Annotated in this window: 16 protein-coding genes and 1 pseudogene; 9 read left to right on the top strand and 8 right to left on the bottom strand. The window is 54.8% G+C overall.

What is annotated here, in order from left to right:
- Nucleotides 1–139: 139 nt before the first annotated feature.
- A complete protein-coding gene (gene dcp / locus HMPREF3178_RS22975; RefSeq protein ID WP_017145786.1) occupies nucleotides 140–2,182 on the bottom strand; it encodes a peptidyl-dipeptidase Dcp in 2,043 nt (680 codons plus the stop codon).
- A 172-nt stretch (nucleotides 2,183–2,354) separates the two neighbouring features.
- Here dcp and ydfG point away from each other — a divergent pair, with 172 nt between their 5' ends.
- Together ydfG and HMPREF3178_RS22965 are read left to right on the top strand one after the other, a co-directional pair.
- Complete coding sequence (ydfG, locus tag HMPREF3178_RS22970) at nucleotides 2,355–3,104, top strand: bifunctional NADP-dependent 3-hydroxy acid dehydrogenase/3-hydroxypropionate dehydrogenase YdfG (RefSeq protein WP_004102434.1); 750 nt, start codon at nucleotides 2,355–2,357, stop codon at nucleotides 3,102–3,104.
- Between the two features lie 88 nt (nucleotides 3,105–3,192).
- Entirely contained in the window at nucleotides 3,193–3,879 is a 687-nt protein-coding gene (locus tag HMPREF3178_RS22965) for a GntR family transcriptional regulator (protein WP_004102435.1), read from the top strand.
- 51 nt (nucleotides 3,880–3,930) lie between these two features.
- Here HMPREF3178_RS22965 and HMPREF3178_RS22960 read toward each other — a convergent pair whose 3' ends face one another.
- The 6 genes from HMPREF3178_RS22960 to HMPREF3178_RS22935 all read right to left on the bottom strand — a co-directional run bounded on the left by HMPREF3178_RS22960 (nucleotide 3,931) and on the right by HMPREF3178_RS22935 (nucleotide 10,535).
- Entirely contained in the window at nucleotides 3,931–4,362 is a 432-nt protein-coding gene (locus HMPREF3178_RS22960) for a universal stress protein (protein WP_004102436.1), read from the bottom strand.
- A gap of 268 nt (nucleotides 4,363–4,630) precedes the next feature.
- A complete protein-coding gene (locus tag HMPREF3178_RS22955; protein WP_004113336.1) occupies nucleotides 4,631–6,094 on the bottom strand; it encodes a mannitol dehydrogenase family protein in 1,464 nt (487 codons plus the stop codon).
- A gap of 234 nt (nucleotides 6,095–6,328) precedes the next feature.
- Nucleotides 6,329–7,705, bottom strand: coding sequence for an MFS transporter (locus HMPREF3178_RS22950; protein WP_071530302.1), 1,377 nt, complete (start codon nucleotides 7,703–7,705; stop codon nucleotides 6,329–6,331).
- A 43-nt stretch (nucleotides 7,706–7,748) separates the two neighbouring features.
- A complete protein-coding gene (locus HMPREF3178_RS22945; RefSeq protein ID WP_016808800.1) occupies nucleotides 7,749–8,768 on the bottom strand; it encodes a Zn-dependent oxidoreductase in 1,020 nt (339 codons plus the stop codon).
- Between the two features lie 15 nt (nucleotides 8,769–8,783).
- Nucleotides 8,784–9,998, bottom strand: coding sequence for a starvation-sensing protein RspA (rspA, locus tag HMPREF3178_RS22940; protein ID WP_004113339.1), 1,215 nt, complete (start codon nucleotides 9,996–9,998; stop codon nucleotides 8,784–8,786).
- 210 nt (nucleotides 9,999–10,208) lie between these two features.
- Nucleotides 10,209–10,535 carry a YnfA family protein gene (locus HMPREF3178_RS22935; protein WP_004102445.1) on the bottom strand — a complete coding sequence of 109 codons (327 nt, stop codon included), beginning with the start codon at nucleotides 10,533–10,535 and terminating at the stop codon, nucleotides 10,209–10,211.
- A 136-nt stretch (nucleotides 10,536–10,671) separates the two neighbouring features.
- Here HMPREF3178_RS22935 and HMPREF3178_RS22930 point away from each other — a divergent pair, with 136 nt between their 5' ends.
- Both HMPREF3178_RS22930 and speG read left to right on the top strand, forming a co-directional pair.
- Complete coding sequence (locus HMPREF3178_RS22930; RefSeq protein ID WP_004102447.1) at nucleotides 10,672–11,013, top strand: DUF1283 family protein; 342 nt, start codon at nucleotides 10,672–10,674, stop codon at nucleotides 11,011–11,013.
- A 60-nt stretch (nucleotides 11,014–11,073) separates the two neighbouring features.
- Nucleotides 11,074–11,634, top strand: a complete 561-nt coding sequence (speG, locus tag HMPREF3178_RS22925) for a spermidine N1-acetyltransferase (protein WP_004102449.1) — start codon at nucleotides 11,074–11,076, stop codon at nucleotides 11,632–11,634.
- Here speG and HMPREF3178_RS22920 read toward each other — a convergent pair.
- Nucleotides 11,628–12,338: a YnfC family lipoprotein gene (locus HMPREF3178_RS22920; protein ID WP_017145784.1), complete on the bottom strand. Its 711-nt coding sequence runs from the start codon at nucleotides 12,336–12,338 to the stop codon at nucleotides 11,628–11,630. The genes speG and HMPREF3178_RS22920 overlap by 7 nt on opposite strands.
- A gap of 102 nt (nucleotides 12,339–12,440) precedes the next feature.
- Between HMPREF3178_RS22920 and HMPREF3178_RS22915 the strand changes: the two genes are divergently transcribed.
- The 5 genes and pseudogenes from HMPREF3178_RS22915 (at nucleotide 12,441) to dmsD (ending at nucleotide 17,411) form a co-directional block, all read left to right on the top strand.
- The gene (locus HMPREF3178_RS22915; RefSeq protein ID WP_004102460.1) at nucleotides 12,441–12,692 is read left to right on the top strand and encodes a DUF1161 domain-containing protein; all 252 of its coding nucleotides are present in this window, start codon (nucleotides 12,441–12,443) and stop codon (nucleotides 12,690–12,692) included.
- Between the two features lie 148 nt (nucleotides 12,693–12,840).
- Nucleotides 12,841–15,276: pseudogene (gene ynfE, locus HMPREF3178_RS22910) on the top strand (selenate/tellurate reductase subunit YnfE).
- Nucleotides 15,277–15,286: 10 nt separating this feature from the next.
- A complete protein-coding gene (locus HMPREF3178_RS22905; RefSeq protein ID WP_004102463.1) occupies nucleotides 15,287–15,904 on the top strand; it encodes a DMSO/selenate family reductase complex B subunit in 618 nt (205 codons plus the stop codon).
- A gap of 1 nt (nucleotide 15,905) precedes the next feature.
- Nucleotides 15,906–16,763 (top strand): DmsC/YnfH family molybdoenzyme membrane anchor subunit, encoded by an 858-nt coding sequence (locus tag HMPREF3178_RS22900; RefSeq protein ID WP_017145783.1) that lies wholly within the window; start codon nucleotides 15,906–15,908, stop codon nucleotides 16,761–16,763.
- A 39-nt stretch (nucleotides 16,764–16,802) separates the two neighbouring features.
- On the top strand, nucleotides 16,803–17,411 hold the full coding sequence (dmsD, locus tag HMPREF3178_RS22895) for a Tat proofreading chaperone DmsD (protein WP_017145782.1): 609 nt from the start codon (nucleotides 16,803–16,805) through the stop codon (nucleotides 17,409–17,411).
- Nucleotides 17,412–17,483: the final 72 nt, after the last annotated feature.

The following is a 17,483-nucleotide window of genomic DNA, read 5'->3' as shown; positions in this document are numbered from 1 at the left end:
GTTTCAGTGGCATCAAATGGGCCATGCCTCATGATATTTTGGGGAAAAGTTTTGGCGGGATTTTGGGGAAGAAAAATAGACAAAAAACCGGGCTCTGCTGAACTGCGCCCGGTCTTCTTCTACTCGCCAAAACGCTCGACTAACTCAGCCCGCGGTTTTCCAGCATCGGCTCAATCTGCGGATCGTGTCCGCGCCACTGGCGATAAAGTTCTGCTAAATCAGTACTATTGCCGCGAGACAAAATCGCCTCGCGGAAGCGCTGGCCGTTTTCACGGCTTAAACCACCCTGCTCAACGAACCACTGGTAGCCGTCATCCGCCAGCATCTGCGTCCACAGATAGGCGTAATAACCCGCGGCGTAGCCGCCGCCGAAAATATGCGAGAAGTAGCTGCTGCGATAGCGTGGCGGCACGGCGGGAAGATCCATTTTCTCCGCATGCAGGGCTGCGGCTTCAAAAGTATCAACGTCATCGGGTAGCTTATCCACGGCTACGCTGTGCCAGTGCATATCCAGCAGCGCCGCCGCGAGCAGCTCACTCATATCGTAGCCTTTATTAAACTTCGCCGCGCGGAACATGCTGTCACGAAGCGCTGCCGGCATGGCCTCGCCGGTTTGGTAATGCCGCGCATAGTGGGCAAAGACCTGCGGCTCGCTGGCCCAATGTTCATAAATCTGCGAAGGAAACTCAACAAAATCGCGTGGCGTATTGGTTCCCGACAGGCTGGCGTACTTCTGCCTGGCAAACAGCCCGTGCAGCGTATGGCCAAACTCGTGAAATAAAGTGATAACTTCATCCCAGGAAAGCAACGCGCTGTGCCCGGCTTTCGGTTTCTGATAGTTACAGACGTTGTAGATAACCGGATGCTGCGCACGCAGGGTGGATTGTTCGACAAATACGCCCATCCACGCCCCGCCGCTTTTGCTATCCCGCGAGAAATAGTCGCCATAAAAAAGTGCGATACCCTCGCCCGTAGCGTCGATGATTTCCCAGACCCGCACGTCAGGGTGATAAACCGGGATATCGAATCGTTCCACAAAGCGAATGCCAAACAGCTGTGTCGCTGCCCAGAATACGCCATCACGCAGAACGCGCTCGAGAGCAAAATAGGGCTTAAGCTGTGCTTCATCGATAGCAAATTTCGCCCGGCGCACCTGTTCTGCGTAATAGAGCCAGTCCCACGCTGCCGCGCGGAAGTCGCCGCCTTCCTGATCGATAACCTGCTGAATATCCGCCAGTTCCTGTTCGGCTCGCGCCCGCGCCGCCGGAGCGATTCGCCGCATAAAGGCAAACGCCTCTGCCGGGGCGCCCGCCATCTGATCGGCCATCGACCAGCTGGCAAAGTCATCTGCGCCCAGCAGTTGCGCTTTGCGCGCGCGGATTGCCGTCAACCGCAGCACCAGCTCGCGTGTGTCATTCGCATCGCCCTTCTGATTTCGCGTCCAGCCAGCTGCAAAAAGATTTTCTCGCGTTTGCCGATCCTGCAACGAAAGCAGCGCAGGCTGCTGGGTGGTATTGAGCAGAGAAAGCAGCCAGCGTCCACTTAACCCTTTCTCCTGCGCGGCTTCTGCCGCTGCGCTTATCTCATCATCGCTGAGACCTGTGAGCTGATGAACATAATCCACCGCCAGGCCCCCCGATTTTACCGCCGCCAGCAGGCGCTGTTGGAACTGGCTTTGCAGCGCCGCCGCTTCGGTATTCAGCGCGCGCAGCGCCGCTTTTTGCTCTTCCGCAAGCGTGGCTCCCGCAAGGGTAAAGCGTTGCCAGGTTACCTCAAGGAGACGTCTGGACTCGGCGTCAAGGGAGAGCGATTCTCGCCGCTCCCACACCAGCTTCACCCGCTGAAAAAGAGCATCGTTGAGCCAGATATCGTTAGCCAGTTCAGCCAGCTCGGCGGAAAACTGCTCATCGAGTGCCTGAATGGTCGGGTTAGTCTCCGCGCCTGCCATCGCAAAAAAGACGTTGGTTACCCGCGCCAGCAGCTGACCGCTCTGCTCCAGGGCCTCCAGGGTATTGGCAAAATCAGCCGGCTGCGGGTTATTAACGATAGCGGCAATTTCTTTACGCTGGCGACGAACGCCTTCGTCGAAGGCGGGTCGGTAATGGCTGACGTCAACCAGATCGAAACGCGGCGCCTGATAAGGCAGCAGGCTAACGCTGAAAAAAGGATTGTTCTCCGACATCTTCATCTCCTGAAAACGATTATCCTGTAAGATTAGGCAACTCATTGATTGACCGCAATCAATACTCTGTGTATCGCCGCGATCGACAACGTCTGACTGATGATTTCCATTACCCGTCGCCGGGATCGCGTGCTATGGTATGAAGACACAAAAAGCGTTGAGGAACAGTAAGATGATTATCCTGGTTACCGGAGCAACCGCGGGTTTTGGTGAAAGCATTACTCGCCGTTTTATCGCTAACGGTCACAAAGTGATTGCCACCGGGCGTCGCGAAGAACGCCTGAAAACTCTTAAGGATGAGCTGGGCGAGAATCTTTATACCGCCCAGCTGGACGTACGCAATCGCGCAGCCATCGAAGAGATGATTGCCGGGCTGCCGGCTGACTGGCAGGCGATTGATGTTCTCGTCAATAATGCCGGGCTTGCGCTGGGTCTTGAACCCGCCCATAAAGCCAGCATTGAAGACTGGGAAGACATGATTGACACCAATAACAAAGGGCTGGTTTATATGACCCGCGCCGTTCTGCCGGGAATGGTTGAACGTAATCGCGGCCATATCATTAACATCGGCTCGGTCGCCGGCGCGTGGCCATATGCAGGCGGTAACGTCTACGGCGCGACCAAAGCGTTTGTGCGCCAGTTCAGCCTGAACCTGCGTACAGACCTGCACGGTACGGCCCTGCGCGTGACCGATATTGAACCGGGCCTGGTTGGCGGAACCGAATTCTCTAACGTGCGCTTTAAAGGTGACGACGCGAAGGCGGGTAAAGCCTACGAGAATACCGAAGCCCTGACGCCGGAAGACGTCACCGAAGCGGTCTGGTGGGTCGCGAACCTGCCAAAACACGTCAACATCAACACCCTGGAAATGATGCCGGTCAGCCAAAGTTTTGCCGGACTGAACGTTCACCGTCAGGGCTAAGCTCCGTGACCCGGCCTGCAGGCCGGGTCTGGGCTGGACGGTAAAAATCCCGTAAAATAGCGCAACTACCTTATAAAAGTAACCATCAATGGCCGCAGAAGCTCAACTGAATCCGACACAGCCCGTAAATCAGCAAATTTATCGTATCCTTCGTCGGGATATCGTCCATTGTCTGATTCCGCCCGGAACCCCGCTTTCGGAGAAAGAAGTCTCCGTGCGCTTTGACGTTTCTCGCCAGCCGGTGCGCGAAGCCTTTATAAAACTGGCTGAAAATGGCCTGATCCAGATCCGTCCGCAGCGCGGCAGCTACGTAAATAAGATCTCTCTCTCGCAGGTACGCAACGGTTGTTTTGTCCGCCAGGCTATCGAATGCGCCGTGGTGCGACGCGCTGCCGGAATGGTGAATGATGAGCAGCTCTACCAGCTTGAGCAAAATCTTAATCAGCAGCGCACGGCGGTTGAGCGCCAGCAGTTAACCGATTTTTTCCAGCTGGATGATGAGTTTCATCAGAAGCTTTCGCAAATTGCCGACTGCCAGCTCGCCTGGGATACCGTTGAAAACATTAAAGCCACCATTGACCGGGTGCGCTACATGAGCCTCGATCACGTCACTCCTCCCGATATGATGCTGCGCCAGCATTATGATATTTTCCAGCCGCTGGTGGCCCGCAACCCGGATGCGGTTGAAAAGGCGATGAGCCTGCATCTGCAAGAAATTAGCGAATCCGTGCTGCTGGTACGTCAGGAAAATAGCGACTGGTTTAGCGAAGAGTAAAATGCGTAGCGGCAGAACGTTTCTCTGCCGCCAGAAACAAAATGATCGGTATTATCTGACAACCAAAACCGGTATTTTGGCGTGGCGTAAAATCGACTCGGCGTTAGAGCCCAACAGATGGGTTGATATTCCCGGTTTACGGGAACCAATAACGATAACATCAAATTCTTCATTACTGCTCACCGCCAGGATTTCATCACGTACGTTGCCAAACACCACCCTGGAGTGAATTCGCCCGGCGGGAATCGAGAACAGACGGGATATCGTCTTCATTTTTTTCTCCGACTCCTCGCGCATATAGGCTTCAAACTTACGTATATCAGCCGCAAAGCCGCGCAATATTGAGCTACTGCTGTTCGGCAGAACGTTGAGCAGCGTTATTTCACCTTCATCCGCTGAGGCCAAAAACTCGGCATGACGCACCGCCTTATCACTTAAATCCATTTCAAAAACGTCTACTGGCAACAAAATTTTTTTGTACATAGACCGTTCTCCTTTTTTCTGAGGAAACTTAGTAAGTTAACTCATCATGCCATAGTTACTTCAGCAGGTGAATGATAAATCACCCAAATAAATACTTTAGAGATTAAAATAAACGCCAATTATTTATACTTAACTGTTGTTAGATAAAGTTATGTATATTCAACGATCTGGATCAAGATTTATTATTTAAACAGCCCTCCCTGAACATAAAAATAGTGTTCAGAAATGGTATGTAACAGTAATGCCGCCATCATCGGCGGCACCATGTTTAGTTCTCCTGAGCCCAGGCGGCAACGGTCGCTTTGGCTCCGTGTTTTTTCAGCGACAGATAAGCGCGCGTAACCTCATTAACAAACCGGGGCTCCTGGCTCAGGTCCTGGCCGAAAATAGCCTCAATGCCCATCAGCGCTTTAACTCGCTCTTCTCCGTCCGCGCTATTTTGGACAGTCTGCTGGATGATCGGCAATAGCGGATCGGAAATTTCAATTTCCTGCCCCCGGTCGTCCACCCCGCTGACGTAGCGCATCCAGCCGGCAACGCCCATCGCCAGCAGCGTAAAGTCGCTGCCATGAACCAGGTGCCAGCGAATCGAATCCAGCATCCGCTGCGGTAGCTTCTGACTGCCGTCCATGGCTATCTGCCAGGTACGGTGCTGCAGCGCCGGGTTGCTATAGCGATCGATCAACAGGCCGGCATAGCGTGCCAGATCAACGCCCTGCACGCTTAGCGTCGGCGCCTGCTCAGTCATCATCAGCGCATGCGCGGCGCGGCGATAGTTGTCGTCCAGCATGCAGTCATTAATATGCTGGTAGCCGGCCAGATAGCCCAGCCAGGCAAGGAAAGAGTGGCTGCCGTTTAGCATACGCAGCTTCATCTCTTCAAACGGCAGCACGTCAGAGACCAGTTCGGCGCCGGCTTTCTCCCATTCTGGACGACCGGCGACAAAGTTATCTTCGATGACCCACTGGCGAAACGGCTCACAGGCGACGCCCGCCGGGTCACGAACGCCGGTAAGCTGCTCAATTTTCTCTAATGTATCGGCCGTTACCGCCGGAACGATGCGGTCCACCATAGTGGAGGGAAAAGTGACATTACGCGCAATCCACTCGGCTAACTCAGCATCGACAGCGTTAGCATAGGCGCAGACGACATTACGCATTACGTGACCGTTTTCCGGCATATTATCGCAGGACATGACGCTGAACGGCGGCAGTCCTGCTGCTTTGCGCCGCGCCAGCGCTTCAACCACCACGCCCGGCGCAGATTTCGGTTGATGAGGATGTTGTAAATCGGCAGCAATTAACGGATGGTCCAGCTGCAGCTGGCCGCTGGCCGGAGAGTGGCAGTAGCCCTTTTCAGTAATGGTCAGTGACACAATCGCGACCTGGGGCTCGCACATTTTCGCCAGGACGCTTTCCAGGCCATCCACCTGGGCATGTATCGCCTGCTTAACCACGCCAACAACGCGAGCGGTCCAGGCATCGGCCGACATTTCCGCGACGGTATAAAGTAAATCCTGCTGCTGCAGGTCGGCAATCTGCTGTTCGCCGCCGATCAGGTTTACCTCAATATAACCCCAGTCGCTGTCGTGCTCCGTCGCCAGAATATCTGTATATACGGCCTGATGCGCGCGATGAAATGCGCCAAAGCCCAGATGGACAATGCGCGGAACGAGACGGTTACGATCGTAGGATGGCAGCGTGGCATGCGCTGTTAAAAGCATATTTTCCATGGTGGCTCTCATATTTATGATTTCTGAATCCCCACGTGAAGTGAGAATGGGCTGTTGATATAAACCCTCTCATGCAACCGGTATGATATCCTTGACCTTTATCAACTACCATACAAGACAGAGTGGGTTATTTACCGTGCTATTTCAGGCACTAAAAGCGTAAAAAATGCCGGGCTAAAGGCCCGGCAGATTGTTATTTTTGGCTATCATCATTCGGTGCGGAATGTATGCTGCTTAAATATATTGTCCGTTGCCCACCGCTTTATTCTGCGGTGCGCAATCCGCTGCATCATTCAGCAAGCTCAGATCGCGATCGCGAACTTCAGGCATCAGGATGGCAGAAATTAAGCCGATGATTGAGTAGCACACCAGCATAACAACAATGGGCATCCATGAACCGGTCATATTACAGAAGATACCGGCCAGAACAGGACCAAAGCCAACCGCGACTAAACCACCCGCCTCTTTAGAGATTGCCATGCGGGTAAAGCGGTTACGTGAGCCGAATATTTCAGCCATCGTAATATTTTCCAGCGCAAACAGGCCTAATACAGCGACGTTATGAATAACGATTAATGACGCCATAATGGTGCTCGCGCTGTAGCTTTTATCAACAATAATCGACAGCATCGGCCAGGCCAGAATAATGGCTGAAATATTGATGATAATATAAGGGATGCGGCGCCCTACTTTATCTGACAGCCAGCCCAGGAATGGAATGGTGATAAAACCAATCACGGAGCTGATCATTAGCGCATCGGTGGGGATACCTTTATCAAACATTAAGGTTTGAACCAGATAGCCCGCCAGGAACGTTTGCAACAGCCCTGAATTTCCGGCCTGCCCAAAGCGCAGCCCCGTGGCCAGCCAGAAAGACTTACTTTTCAGCATTGCGCTGAAGGAGCCTTCCTGAGCGGCCACTCCATTTTGCAGACTGCCTTCTTCACTCACCTTTTCAAATACCGGGCTTTCTTTCAGATTGAGGCGCAGCCAGATGGCAAAGATCATCACCACTACGCTTGCGAGGAACGGCACACGCCATCCCCACGCGACGAGCTGTTCGCGATCCAGCACGAAGAACATCACCGCCCAGATAGCCGTAGCGCTTAAGGTACCGCAGTTGGTTCCCATCGCTACCAGCGAAGAGATAATTCCGCGCTTACCTTTCGGCGCATATTCCGTCAGCATGGTGCCCGCACCGGATATTTCAGCGCCCGCGCCCAGTCCCTGAATAATGCGTAATGTGACCAGCAATACCGGCGCTAAAATCCCCACCTGCGCATAGGTTGGCAGCACGCCAATGAGCGTAGTGCAAATACCCATCATCGTGATGGTAATAAACAGGACTTTCTTACGCCCAATACGGTCGCCCATTTTACCGAAAATAAAGGCGCCGACGATGCGCGCAATATAGCCTGCGCCGTAGGTGCCCATCGCCAGAATAAGCGCCATAGCGGCAGATTGCTCCGGGAAAAATATCTCGTGGAAAACCAGCGCTGCGCCCAGGGAATAGAGCTGGAAATCCATAAACTCCAGCGCAGTACCTAACCAACCAGATACGGCTGCACGAATGAGATCGGAAGTGGTTCTCTCATTTTTAACGGTAGTCATAATGATTATCTCTAATTGTAGGGTACAAAGTCCGCACCTGTTATTATTGCCCGAAGGTTAATAAAACCTTGCAGCAACGTTTTCTGTCATTTTCAAAAAGCTCAAGAGCGTCAACAACGTGTTGATACGCAAATTCGTGGGTAATCAACTCCTGCGGATCAATTAACCCTTGTTTTAACCAATCAATGACCACGGGGAATTTATTGGCGTTAAGCCGCGATGAGAAAATCGACAGTTCTTTCCCCGTAATTCCTTGCTGCGCCACCTGCGAAGGCTCAGTCGAGAAGCCCATCAAGACAATTCTCGCCGCCGGCGAGGCCAGGGTAACCGCCTCTTGTAAAATAGAGGGATGGCAGGCCGCATCAATGATCAGCGTCGGAAGGATCCCCTGCGCCTTCAGCGTGTCAGCCAGAGGCTCATTGCTGTTGTTAATTACCCAATCCGCTCCGTTACGCTCGGCCATCTGCAGGCGTTCATCGATGCGGTCGACAACGATAACCTGCTTAACGCGGTACACCCGCTTCAGCACCTGTATGGTCGTCAGGCCCATAGGACCCGCGCCGTATACCAGCGCAATATCCTGGTCGGTCGGCGAAACGTGCCCGGTAACGTTGGCCGCAATAGTGAAAGGCTCAATCATCACCGCATCCTTGTCGGAAACGTTGTCAGGCACCCGCCAGGCATTTTTCGCCGGCACCACCGCGTATTCGCTAAACCCCCCGTCCCGATGCACGCCAAGCACCACTAACGAAGTGCAGACGTTCGGCTTGCCCACGGAACAGGGGTAGCAATGACCGCAGCTAATGACCGGATCAACGCTCACGCGCTGGCCGATGGCTTTGTCGGTAACGCCCTCGCCAATGGCGTCGATAACGCCAAAAAATTCATGGCCTATCACCCGCGGGTATTTGGCAAACGGATTATGTCCACGGTAAATATGGCTATCGGAACCGCATATTCCCGCCAGTTTCACCTTAACCCGTACTTCTCCTGCGGCAGGTTGCGGGAGCGGACGCTCTTCAATCACCAGTTCATTCGGCTGACGAATTACGATACTTTTCATTTGTTATTTCCTTCGTTACCAGTTCCACAACGTGCCGTCTTCCAGACGTGCGACAGGCAGATAAGCCGGTTCATAGGGGTATTTCGCGGCCAGTTTTTCATCAAATTCGATACCGAGTCCTGGTTTTTCCCCCGGGTGCATATAGCCGTTATCAAATGTCCAGCTATGCGGGAAAACTTCCAGCATCTGCTCGGAGTAGCCCATATATTCCTGTACGCCGAAATTCGGTACCCACAGGTCGAAATGCAGCGCGGCGGCCATGCAGACCGGAGAGAGATCGGACGGCCCGTGCGAGCCGGTGCGCACCTGATAAAGCGAGGCGAAATCGGCAATCCGGCGCATTCCTGTAATCCCGCCTGCGTGAGTGATGGTGGTACGGATATAGTCAATCAGCTGCTCTTCAATCAGCTGTTTACAGTCCCAGATGCTGTTGAACACTTCTCCAACGGCAATCGGCGTGACGGTATGCTGACGAATTAAACGGAAGCACTCCTGGTTTTCTGCCGGGGTCGGGTCTTCCATCCAGAACAGGCGGTACTCTTCAATGCTTTTGCCAAAACGCGCCGCTTCGATCGGCGTCAGGCGATGGTGCATGTCGTGCAGCAGATGCTCGTCAAAACCAAACTTTTCGCGCACGGCGGCAAACAGGCGCGGAGTGAAATCGAGATACTTTTCGGTGGACCATAGCTGTTCTTCCGGCCACTGGCCTTTCGTTGCCGGTTCGTAGGCCTGGCCTTTACCTTTCGCCATACCGTAAGTGGTTTTCATTCCCGGCACGCCGCACTGCACGCGAATCGCTTTAAACCCCATCTCTTTATGGCGCGCGTAGTCGTCCAGCACTTCGTCAATAGAGTGGCCGGTGGTATGGCAATAAACCATGACCCCTTCCCGCGAAGCCCCGCCCAGCAGCTGATACAGCGGCATACCCGCAGCCTTCGCTTTGATATCCCACAGCGCCATATCGATAGCGGAAATCGCCGACATCGTGACCGGGCCGCGACGCCAGTAGGCGCCCTTGTAGAAAAACTGCCAGATATCTTCTATGCGGTGCGCATCGCGGCCAATCAGCTGCGGGCAGAGGTGATCCCGCAGATACGATGCAACGGACAGCTCGCGGCCGTTTAGCGTCGCGTCACCTAAACCGACGATACCATCATCAGTGGTGATCTTAAGGGTGACGAAGTTGCGTCCCGGGCAGGTGACGAAAACTTCAGCGGCAACGATCTTCATTTCTTCTTCCTTACTTCTATGCGGTTAGTGAACAAAATTAAAACATCAGACCTACTACCATACAAGTATAACGATCGAAAAAGACGCGACAGATCACATTATCTCAGCGCGGTCAGGGAGGGTATAAACGGAGAAGGAATGGGCTAATGCACAAGACAAAGAGGCCGGGATAGCGATATTTACCCCGGCTTTTTTAACAGAAAAGAAGGGCTAAGCGCGTCCCCAGCCGGCCACAATTATCAGCATGCCGCACAGCGCAACCAGCGCCCCAGCCCAATCATAATGGCTCAGTTTGACGCCATCGACGAAACGCAACCACAGCAGAGCGGTGCAAACATATACCCCGCCGTAAGCGGCGTACACCCGTCCACTTGCCTCCGGGTGCAGCGTCAACAGCCAGACAAAAAGCGCCAACGCCAGGCCGGTCGGAATCAGTAGCCAGGGCGTCGCCCCACGTTTTAACCATAGCCACGGTAAATAGCAGCCAATGATTTCGCACAGCGCGGTGGCAAAGAAAAGCAGCGTGGTTTTTACCATTTAAAACGTCGTAAGTTGAGCAAGCGTTAACTCATTCTACGCAATAATGGCCGTCGTTAACTCTATTTTGTCGGGTATGCCGTCGAAAGGAGATGTAGTAAACTCACACCACGGGGATCACTTAAAGGAAATCGTGATGAACACAACACTGAACAAACGCTGGTGTCTGACCGCCCTGCTGGCGCTGAGCGCGATGGTCTTTACCGCATCGTCGTTCGCCAAAACGGACAAGCTGGTCATTGAGTCCGGCGACAGCGCCCAGAGCCGCCAGCAGGCCGCGATGGAAAAAGAGCAGTGGAACGACACCCGCTCTTTACGCCAGAAGGTCAACAAGCGCGCCGAAAAAGAGTGGGATAAAGCCGACGTGGCTTTTGATGCCCAGGACAACTGCCAGAAGAGCGCGAACGTCAACGCGTACTGGGAACCTAACACCCTGCGCTGCCTTGACCGCCGCACTGGCCGCACTATTACTCCGTAATGTATGGCGCCTGCGGGCGCCATAATCAGTAAAACTTCGCTATAACACACAGGTATTCCCATGACTGACGCTTATCACGTCAAACTCCGCCCGCTTGAGCGCGAAGACCTCCGCTTTGTCCACCAGCTCGACAACAACGCCAGCGTTATGCGCTACTGGTTTGAAGAGCCCTATGAAGCCTTTGTTGAACTTTCCGACCTGTACGACAAGCACATTCACGATCAGAGCGAACGCCGCTTTGTTATTGAATGCGACGGCGAAAAGGCCGGACTGGTTGAGCTGGTTGAAATCAACCACGTGCACCGTCGCGCTGAGTTTCAGATCATCATCTCCCCTGATTATCAGGGCAAAGGACTGGCCACCCGCGCCGCTAAGCTCGCCATGGATTACGGCTTTATGGTGCTCAACTTATATAAGCTCTACCTTATCGTCGATAAAGAAAATGAAAAAGCGATCCACATCTACCGCAAGCTCGGATTTATGGTGGAAGGTGAACTGATCCACGAATTCTTTATTAACGGTGAATATCGCAATACCATCCGTATGTGCCTGTTCCAGCACCAGTATCTGGCCGAGCATAAACCACAGGGCCAGACGCTGCTGAAACCGACGGCTCAGTAATAGTCAATGGTGCTTTTGATGGTGTAGTGGCGGATCAGCGCAGGCTGTACGCTGTCGTCGACAACCTTAAGCTCACAGCTTACCGGGTTGTCGTGGTCGTCGTAATCGCAGGTCTGACTTACGTTGCCCAGCGTGCGGTCATTAAAGATGCTCACTGCGGTGTAGTCCATCTTTTTGCGCGGATCGGACGACGGCGTTGAGCTTACCGTAAAACGCTCGCCTTTAGCGGTGGTCGTTTTACCCAGCGGATAGCCTTCGCTATCATAGCGGTAGGTCGCGGTGCTCTCCTTGCCGCGAGCGGTCACAACAAATCCGTTATCATCGGTTTCCCACGACACGCCCGCCGAAGGCATTTCCGCCAGCTGGCATTTTCCTTGCAAACGCAGGCGTTTTTCCTGGCTTTGCGCATCCAGATAGTAGTTCGCGTCCAGCACCAGCGCCGCGCCGGTTTTGTTCTCCAGGTCTTCAAATGCCAACAGGTCAAAGCACCCTTCGCTGGATAAACGCCCTTTAACCCACTTCACCACTTCATCATGTTCGTCATACAGCGTCTGGCTAAACTCTTTCACCGGCCCACGCAGCGGATCGAACTCAAATTCGTTAGAAAAACTGGCCATTTCAGGAGTGAAGGCCTGGGGTGCTTCCTTTTCATCGCAGGCGCTAAGCGCTCCGACAGCCAGTAACAGCAAAAACCGTTTTTTCACGCGCGATTCCTTTTGTGCATAGTACAATCATATTAGCAAATACAATTGTTTACACCACTTCTGCTATGCTTAATTCTGGATAACGTCAATAAGGAGTTTATGATGAAACTATCCCCCTGGCTCTGTGCGGCCCTGCTTCTGGGTTCGACAGCTGCTTTCGCGGCGCCGGATTCCTGCGAGCGGGTAAAAAGCGATATTCAGCAGAAAATCATCAACAACGGCGTCCCGGAATCGGGCTTTAGCCTGGCGATCGTCCCGAACGACCAGCCCGATCGGCCCGGCGAGCAGGTTGTCGGCCACTGCGCCAACGATACCTTTAAAATCATCTACACCCGCGACAGCGGCGCGCAGTAACCTCACCGCATGACTGGAGAAGTCTTATCCCTTGGTTGACCGGGGATAAGATCTCTCTACTCCGTTTTAAGTAAGATCCCTCACTCTCCACGCCGACATTAAGCAGGCGTTGGCATTACGCCATTATAACAAAATCATGGAGTGAGCAATGTCTAACCAGGAACATACCGACGGCCTTACCCGCCGAACGCTAATCAAATCGACCGCCCTTGGTTCGCTGGCCCTCGCCGCCGGCGGTTTATCGCTGCCTTTCAGCCTGCGCAATGCCGCCGCCGCGGTGCAAGACGCTACGCGCGGTGAAGAACGGATTGTCTGGGGGGCCTGCTCGGTCAACTGCGGCAGCCGCTGCGCGCTGCGTTCACACGTGCGTGACGATGAAGTCGTCTGGGTCGAAACCGACAATACCGGCGCGGATATTTATGGCGATCACCAGGTGCGCGCGTGCCTGCGCGGCCGTTCCATTCGCCGGCGCATTAATCATCCCGATCGCCTTAATTATCCCATGAAGCGCGTCGGTAAACGCGGCGAAGGCAAGTTTGTCCGCATTAGCTGGGAAGAGGCGCTGGATACGATTGCTGGCAATCTCAAACGCATCGTCAAAGATTATGGCAACGAAGCCGTTTATATTAACTACTCTTCGGGGATTGTCGGCGGCAACATGACGCGTTCGTCACCCACCGCCTCACCGGTAATGCGCCTGATGAACTGCTACGGCGGCTCATTGAATCAGTACGGAACCTACAGTACAGCGCAAATTGCCTGCGCCATGCCCTACACCTACGGCAGCAATGATGGCAACAGCACCTCCGATATTGAAAACAGCAAGCTGGTGGTGATGTTCGGTAATAACCCGGCATAAACCCGCATGAGCGGTGGCGGCATCACTTATTATTTAGAACAGGCGCGCGAGCGCTCTAACGCGCGAATGATCGTTATCGACCCGCGCTATACCGATACCGCCGCCGGGCGGGAAGATGAGTGGATCCCGATTCGCCCCGGCACCGACGCCGCGCTGGTGGCCGGCATCGCCTGGGTGCTGATTAATGAAAATCTGGTCGATCAGCCATTCCTCGATAAATACTGCGTCGGTTACGATGAGAAAACGCTGCCGGCAGATGCCCCGGCGAACGGGCATTACAAAGCGTATATTCTCGGCGAGGGTGACGACGGCACGGCGAAAACCCCACAATGGGCATCGCGGATCACCGGCATTCCCGCCGACCGCATCATCAAGCTGGCCCGGGAAATCGGCAGCACGAAACCGGCTTATATTTGCCAGGGATGGGGACCGCAGCGCCAGGCTAACGGTGAACTGTCGGCCCGAGCGATCGCCATGCTGCCGATACTGACCGGCAACGTCGGCATTAACGGCGGCAACAGCGGCGCCCGCGAATCCACCTATACCATCACTATTGAACGCCTGCCGGTGCTGACCAACCCGGTGAAAACCGCCATCTCCTGCTTTAGCTGGACTGACGCCATCGTTCGCGGCCCGGAAATGACCGCCACCCGTGACGGCGTACGCGGCAAAGAGAAGCTGGATGTGCCAATTAAATTCCTCTGGAACTATGCCGGCAACACCATCATCAACCAGCACTCGGATATCAATAAAACCCACGAGATCCTGCAGGATGAAAGCAAATGCGAGATGATCGTGGTTATCGAAAACTTTATGACTTCATCGGCCAAATATGCCGATATTCTGCTGCCGGACCTGATGACCGTCGAGCAGGAAGATATTATTCCCAACGATTACGCCGGCAATATGGGTTATCTCATTTTCATTCAGCCGGTCACCTCCGCCAAATTTGAGCGCAAACCTATCTACTGGATCCTTAGCGAAGTGGCAAAACGGCTTGGCGAGGATGTCCACCAGAAGTTTACCGAAGGCCGTACCCAGGAGCAGTGGCTGCAGCATTTATACGCGAAAATGCTGGCGAAAGACCCGGCGCTCCCGAGCTACGACGAACTGAAAAAGATGGGGATTTATAAACGTAAAGACCCCAACGGCCACTTTGTCGCCTATCGCGACTTCCGTAAAGACCCGGCCGCCAATCCGTTAAAAACCCCGTCGGGTAAAATCGAGATTTACTCCAGCCGTCTGGCGGAGATCGCCGCAAACTGGCATCTCGAAAAGGACGAAACCATTAGCCCGCTGCCGATCTACGCCTCAACCTTTGAAGGCTGGGATGATCCTTTACGCGAGAAGTTCCCGCTGCAAATGTTCGGCTTCCACTACAAGGCGCGCACCCACTCAAGCTACGGCAATGTGGATATACTGCAGGCAGCCTGCCGTCAGGAGGTGTGGCTAAATCCTCTGGACGCCGAAAAACGCGGGATCAAGAACGGCGATATGGTGCGCGTATTCAACGCCCGCGGCGAACTGCGGATCCCGGCCAAGGTGACCCCGCGCATCATGCCCGGCGTGTCGGCGATGGGCCAGGGGGCCTGGCATGATGCCAATATGAATGGCGATCGTATCGATCGCGGCTCCTGTATCAATACGCTGACGACGCACCGCCCTTCGCCGCTGGCTAAGGGCAACCCGCAGCACACCAATCTGGTCGAAATCGAGAAGGTTTAAGGAGTAAACCATGAGCGCTCAGTATGGATTTTTTATCGACTCCGCCCGCTGCACGGGCTGTAAGACCTGCGAGCTGGCCTGTAAGGATTATAAAAACTTAACGCCTGATGTCAGCTTTCGCCGCATCTACGAATACGCGGGCGGCGACTGGCAGGAAGATAACGGCGTGTGGCAGCAAAACGTCTTCGCCTATTACCTGTCAATCGCCTGCAACCACTGCGCAGATCCGGCCTGCACGAAAGTATGTCCCAGCGGCGCCATGCACAAGCGCGATGACGGTTTCGTGGTAGTGAACGAAGAGGTATGCATCGGCTGTCGCTACTGCCATATGGCCTGCCCGTACGGTGCGCCGCAGTACAACGCGGCAAAAGGCCATATGACTAAATGCGACGGCTGCTATGACCGGGTCGCCGAAGGTAAAAAACCGATATGCGTCGAGTCCTGCCCGCTGAGGGCTCTCGACTTTGGCCCCATCGAAGAACTCCGCGAAAAACACGGTCAGCTGGCCGCCGTCGCTCCGCTGCCGTCTGCGCACTTCACCAGGCCGAGTATCGTGATCAAACCGAACGCCAATGCGCGTCCGTGCGGCGATACCACCGGCTATTTGGCCAACCCGAAGGAGGTATAAAATGGGAAACGGATGGCATGAATGGCCGCTGGTGCTGTTTACGGTGCTGGGGCAAAGCGTCGCAGGGGCGATTATCGTCAGCGGGCTGGGCTGGCTTTCGCTGAATAACAACTCCGAAGCCCGGCAGCGCCTGGTGCGGGGCATGTTTTTTATCTGGCTGATAATGGGGATTGGCTTTCTCGCATCAATCATCCACCTCGGCTCGCCGCTGCGGGCATTTAACGCCCTTAACCGGGTGGGATCATCGGCGTTAAGCAATGAAATTGCCAGCGGCGCACTATTTTTCGCCGTCGGGGGTTTCTGGTGGCTGGTGACGATTCTCGGGAAAATGCCGCGGGTTCTGGCGAAAGCCTGGCTCCTGCTGACTATGCTGCTCGGCTGCCTGTTCGTCCTTGAGATGACCATGGTGTACCAGATTGATACCGTGCCGACCTGGTATAATGCCTATACCACCGCCGCATTCTTCCTGACGATGGTGCTGTGCGGGCCGCTTTTCGCCGCCCTGCTGCTGCGCGTAGCCAACGTGCCGTTTAACGGCAGAGTTTTCGCCTCGATAAGCGTGCTCGCGCTGCTGGCAAGCCTGGCGGTCGTCATACTGCAAAACAGCGAGCTGGCGGAGATCCACAGCTCCGTACAGCAGGCCAGCGCACTGCTGCCTTATTATGGCTGGCTACAAATCCTGCGGTTAGTTCTTTTGGCGCTGGGTCTCGGCTGCTGGCTCTGCCCGCTGGCAAGACGCCAGAATCCGCGCATCGCCAGCTTGCTGCTCGGACTGGCACTGGTGATGCTCGGCGAGTTTATCGGCCGCGGCCTGTTTTATGGTCTCCATATGACCGTGGGTACGGCGATTGCCGGTTAATAAACGGGTGCTGCGGCACCCTCTGCTGTAAGGAATGGTATGATGCAATCGCAAGACCGCGACGCTGTCGCACTCAGCGCCCGCACGCTGGGCGCTCTGTTCTCTTTTGCGCCGGACAGCGAGCAGGCTGCTCCGCTGGTTGCGGCCCTGCGCGACGGCAGCTGGCGAAGTCAGTGGCCCTACGCGGTGACGGACGGCCTGGCGGCGCTGTTCGCTCGCGAGGACGATGAACCGCTACCGGAAGCCTGGCAGCGGCTGTTTATCGGTCCGTGGGCGCTGCCTGCGCCGCCGTGGGGCTCCGTCTGGCTGGATAAAGAAAGCGTGTTGTTTGGCGACTCAACGCTGGCGCTTCGTGAATGGATGCGGGCAACCGGCATCGCGCTGTCCGAACAACGTTCGGAGCCGGAAGACCACTTTGGCACCCTGCTACTGCTGGCAGCCTGGCTGTGCGAATCTGCTCAGGATGAGGCCTTTAACCAGCTTCTGGCCTGGCATCTCCTCCCGTGGTCCGGCCGCTTTCTGAGCGTATTTGTGGCCGAGGCGAATCAGCCTTTTTATCAGGCTCTTGGCCAGCTGGCGCAGGAGACGCTGGCGAAATGGCAGGCGCGGCTGCCCTGTGCGGTGGCCGAGAAACCGCTCTACCGTTAACTCCCTCAGCTGATGCCCGCCAGCCGGGCATCACCTGCAAGTGACAATGTCACCTTTCCGCTTCATTCGCAC

This window comes from Klebsiella sp. HMSC09D12 (assembly GCF_001808475.1).
GTDB classification, from domain to species: domain Bacteria; phylum Pseudomonadota; class Gammaproteobacteria; order Enterobacterales; family Enterobacteriaceae; genus Klebsiella; species Klebsiella oxytoca.
This window is presented reverse-complemented; position numbering and strand designations above follow the sequence as displayed.

What these genes read in the sequence shown, in the direction of transcription:
- dcp (WP_017145786.1), bottom strand. Translation starts at nt 2,182, where the DNA reads ATGTCGGAGAACAATCCTTTTTTCAGCGTTAGCCTGCTGCCTTATCAG.
- ydfG (WP_004102434.1), top strand. Translation starts at nt 2,355, where the DNA reads ATGATTATCCTGGTTACCGGAGCAACCGCGGGTTTTGGTGAAAGCATT.
- HMPREF3178_RS22965 (WP_004102435.1), top strand. Translation starts at nt 3,193, where the DNA reads ATGGCCGCAGAAGCTCAACTGAATCCGACACAGCCCGTAAATCAGCAA.
- HMPREF3178_RS22960 (WP_004102436.1), bottom strand. Translation starts at nt 4,362, where the DNA reads ATGTACAAAAAAATTTTGTTGCCAGTAGACGTTTTTGAAATGGATTTA.
- HMPREF3178_RS22955 (WP_004113336.1), bottom strand. Translation starts at nt 6,094, where the DNA reads ATGGAAAATATGCTTTTAACAGCGCATGCCACGCTGCCATCCTACGAT.
- HMPREF3178_RS22950 (WP_071530302.1), bottom strand. Translation starts at nt 7,705, where the DNA reads ATGACTACCGTTAAAAATGAGAGAACCACTTCCGATCTCATTCGTGCA.
- HMPREF3178_RS22945 (WP_016808800.1), bottom strand. Translation starts at nt 8,768, where the DNA reads ATGAAAAGTATCGTAATTCGTCAGCCGAATGAACTGGTGATTGAAGAG.
- rspA (WP_004113339.1), bottom strand. Translation starts at nt 9,998, where the DNA reads ATGAAGATCGTTGCCGCTGAAGTTTTCGTCACCTGCCCGGGACGCAAC.
- HMPREF3178_RS22935 (WP_004102445.1), bottom strand. Translation starts at nt 10,535, where the DNA reads ATGGTAAAAACCACGCTGCTTTTCTTTGCCACCGCGCTGTGCGAAATC.
- HMPREF3178_RS22930 (WP_004102447.1), top strand. Translation starts at nt 10,672, where the DNA reads ATGAACACAACACTGAACAAACGCTGGTGTCTGACCGCCCTGCTGGCG.
- speG (WP_004102449.1), top strand. Translation starts at nt 11,074, where the DNA reads ATGACTGACGCTTATCACGTCAAACTCCGCCCGCTTGAGCGCGAAGAC.
- HMPREF3178_RS22915 (WP_004102460.1), top strand. Translation starts at nt 12,441, where the DNA reads ATGAAACTATCCCCCTGGCTCTGTGCGGCCCTGCTTCTGGGTTCGACA.
- HMPREF3178_RS22905 (WP_004102463.1), top strand. Translation starts at nt 15,287, where the DNA reads ATGAGCGCTCAGTATGGATTTTTTATCGACTCCGCCCGCTGCACGGGC.
- HMPREF3178_RS22900 (WP_017145783.1), top strand. Translation starts at nt 15,906, where the DNA reads ATGGGAAACGGATGGCATGAATGGCCGCTGGTGCTGTTTACGGTGCTG.
- dmsD (WP_017145782.1), top strand. Translation starts at nt 16,803, where the DNA reads ATGATGCAATCGCAAGACCGCGACGCTGTCGCACTCAGCGCCCGCACG.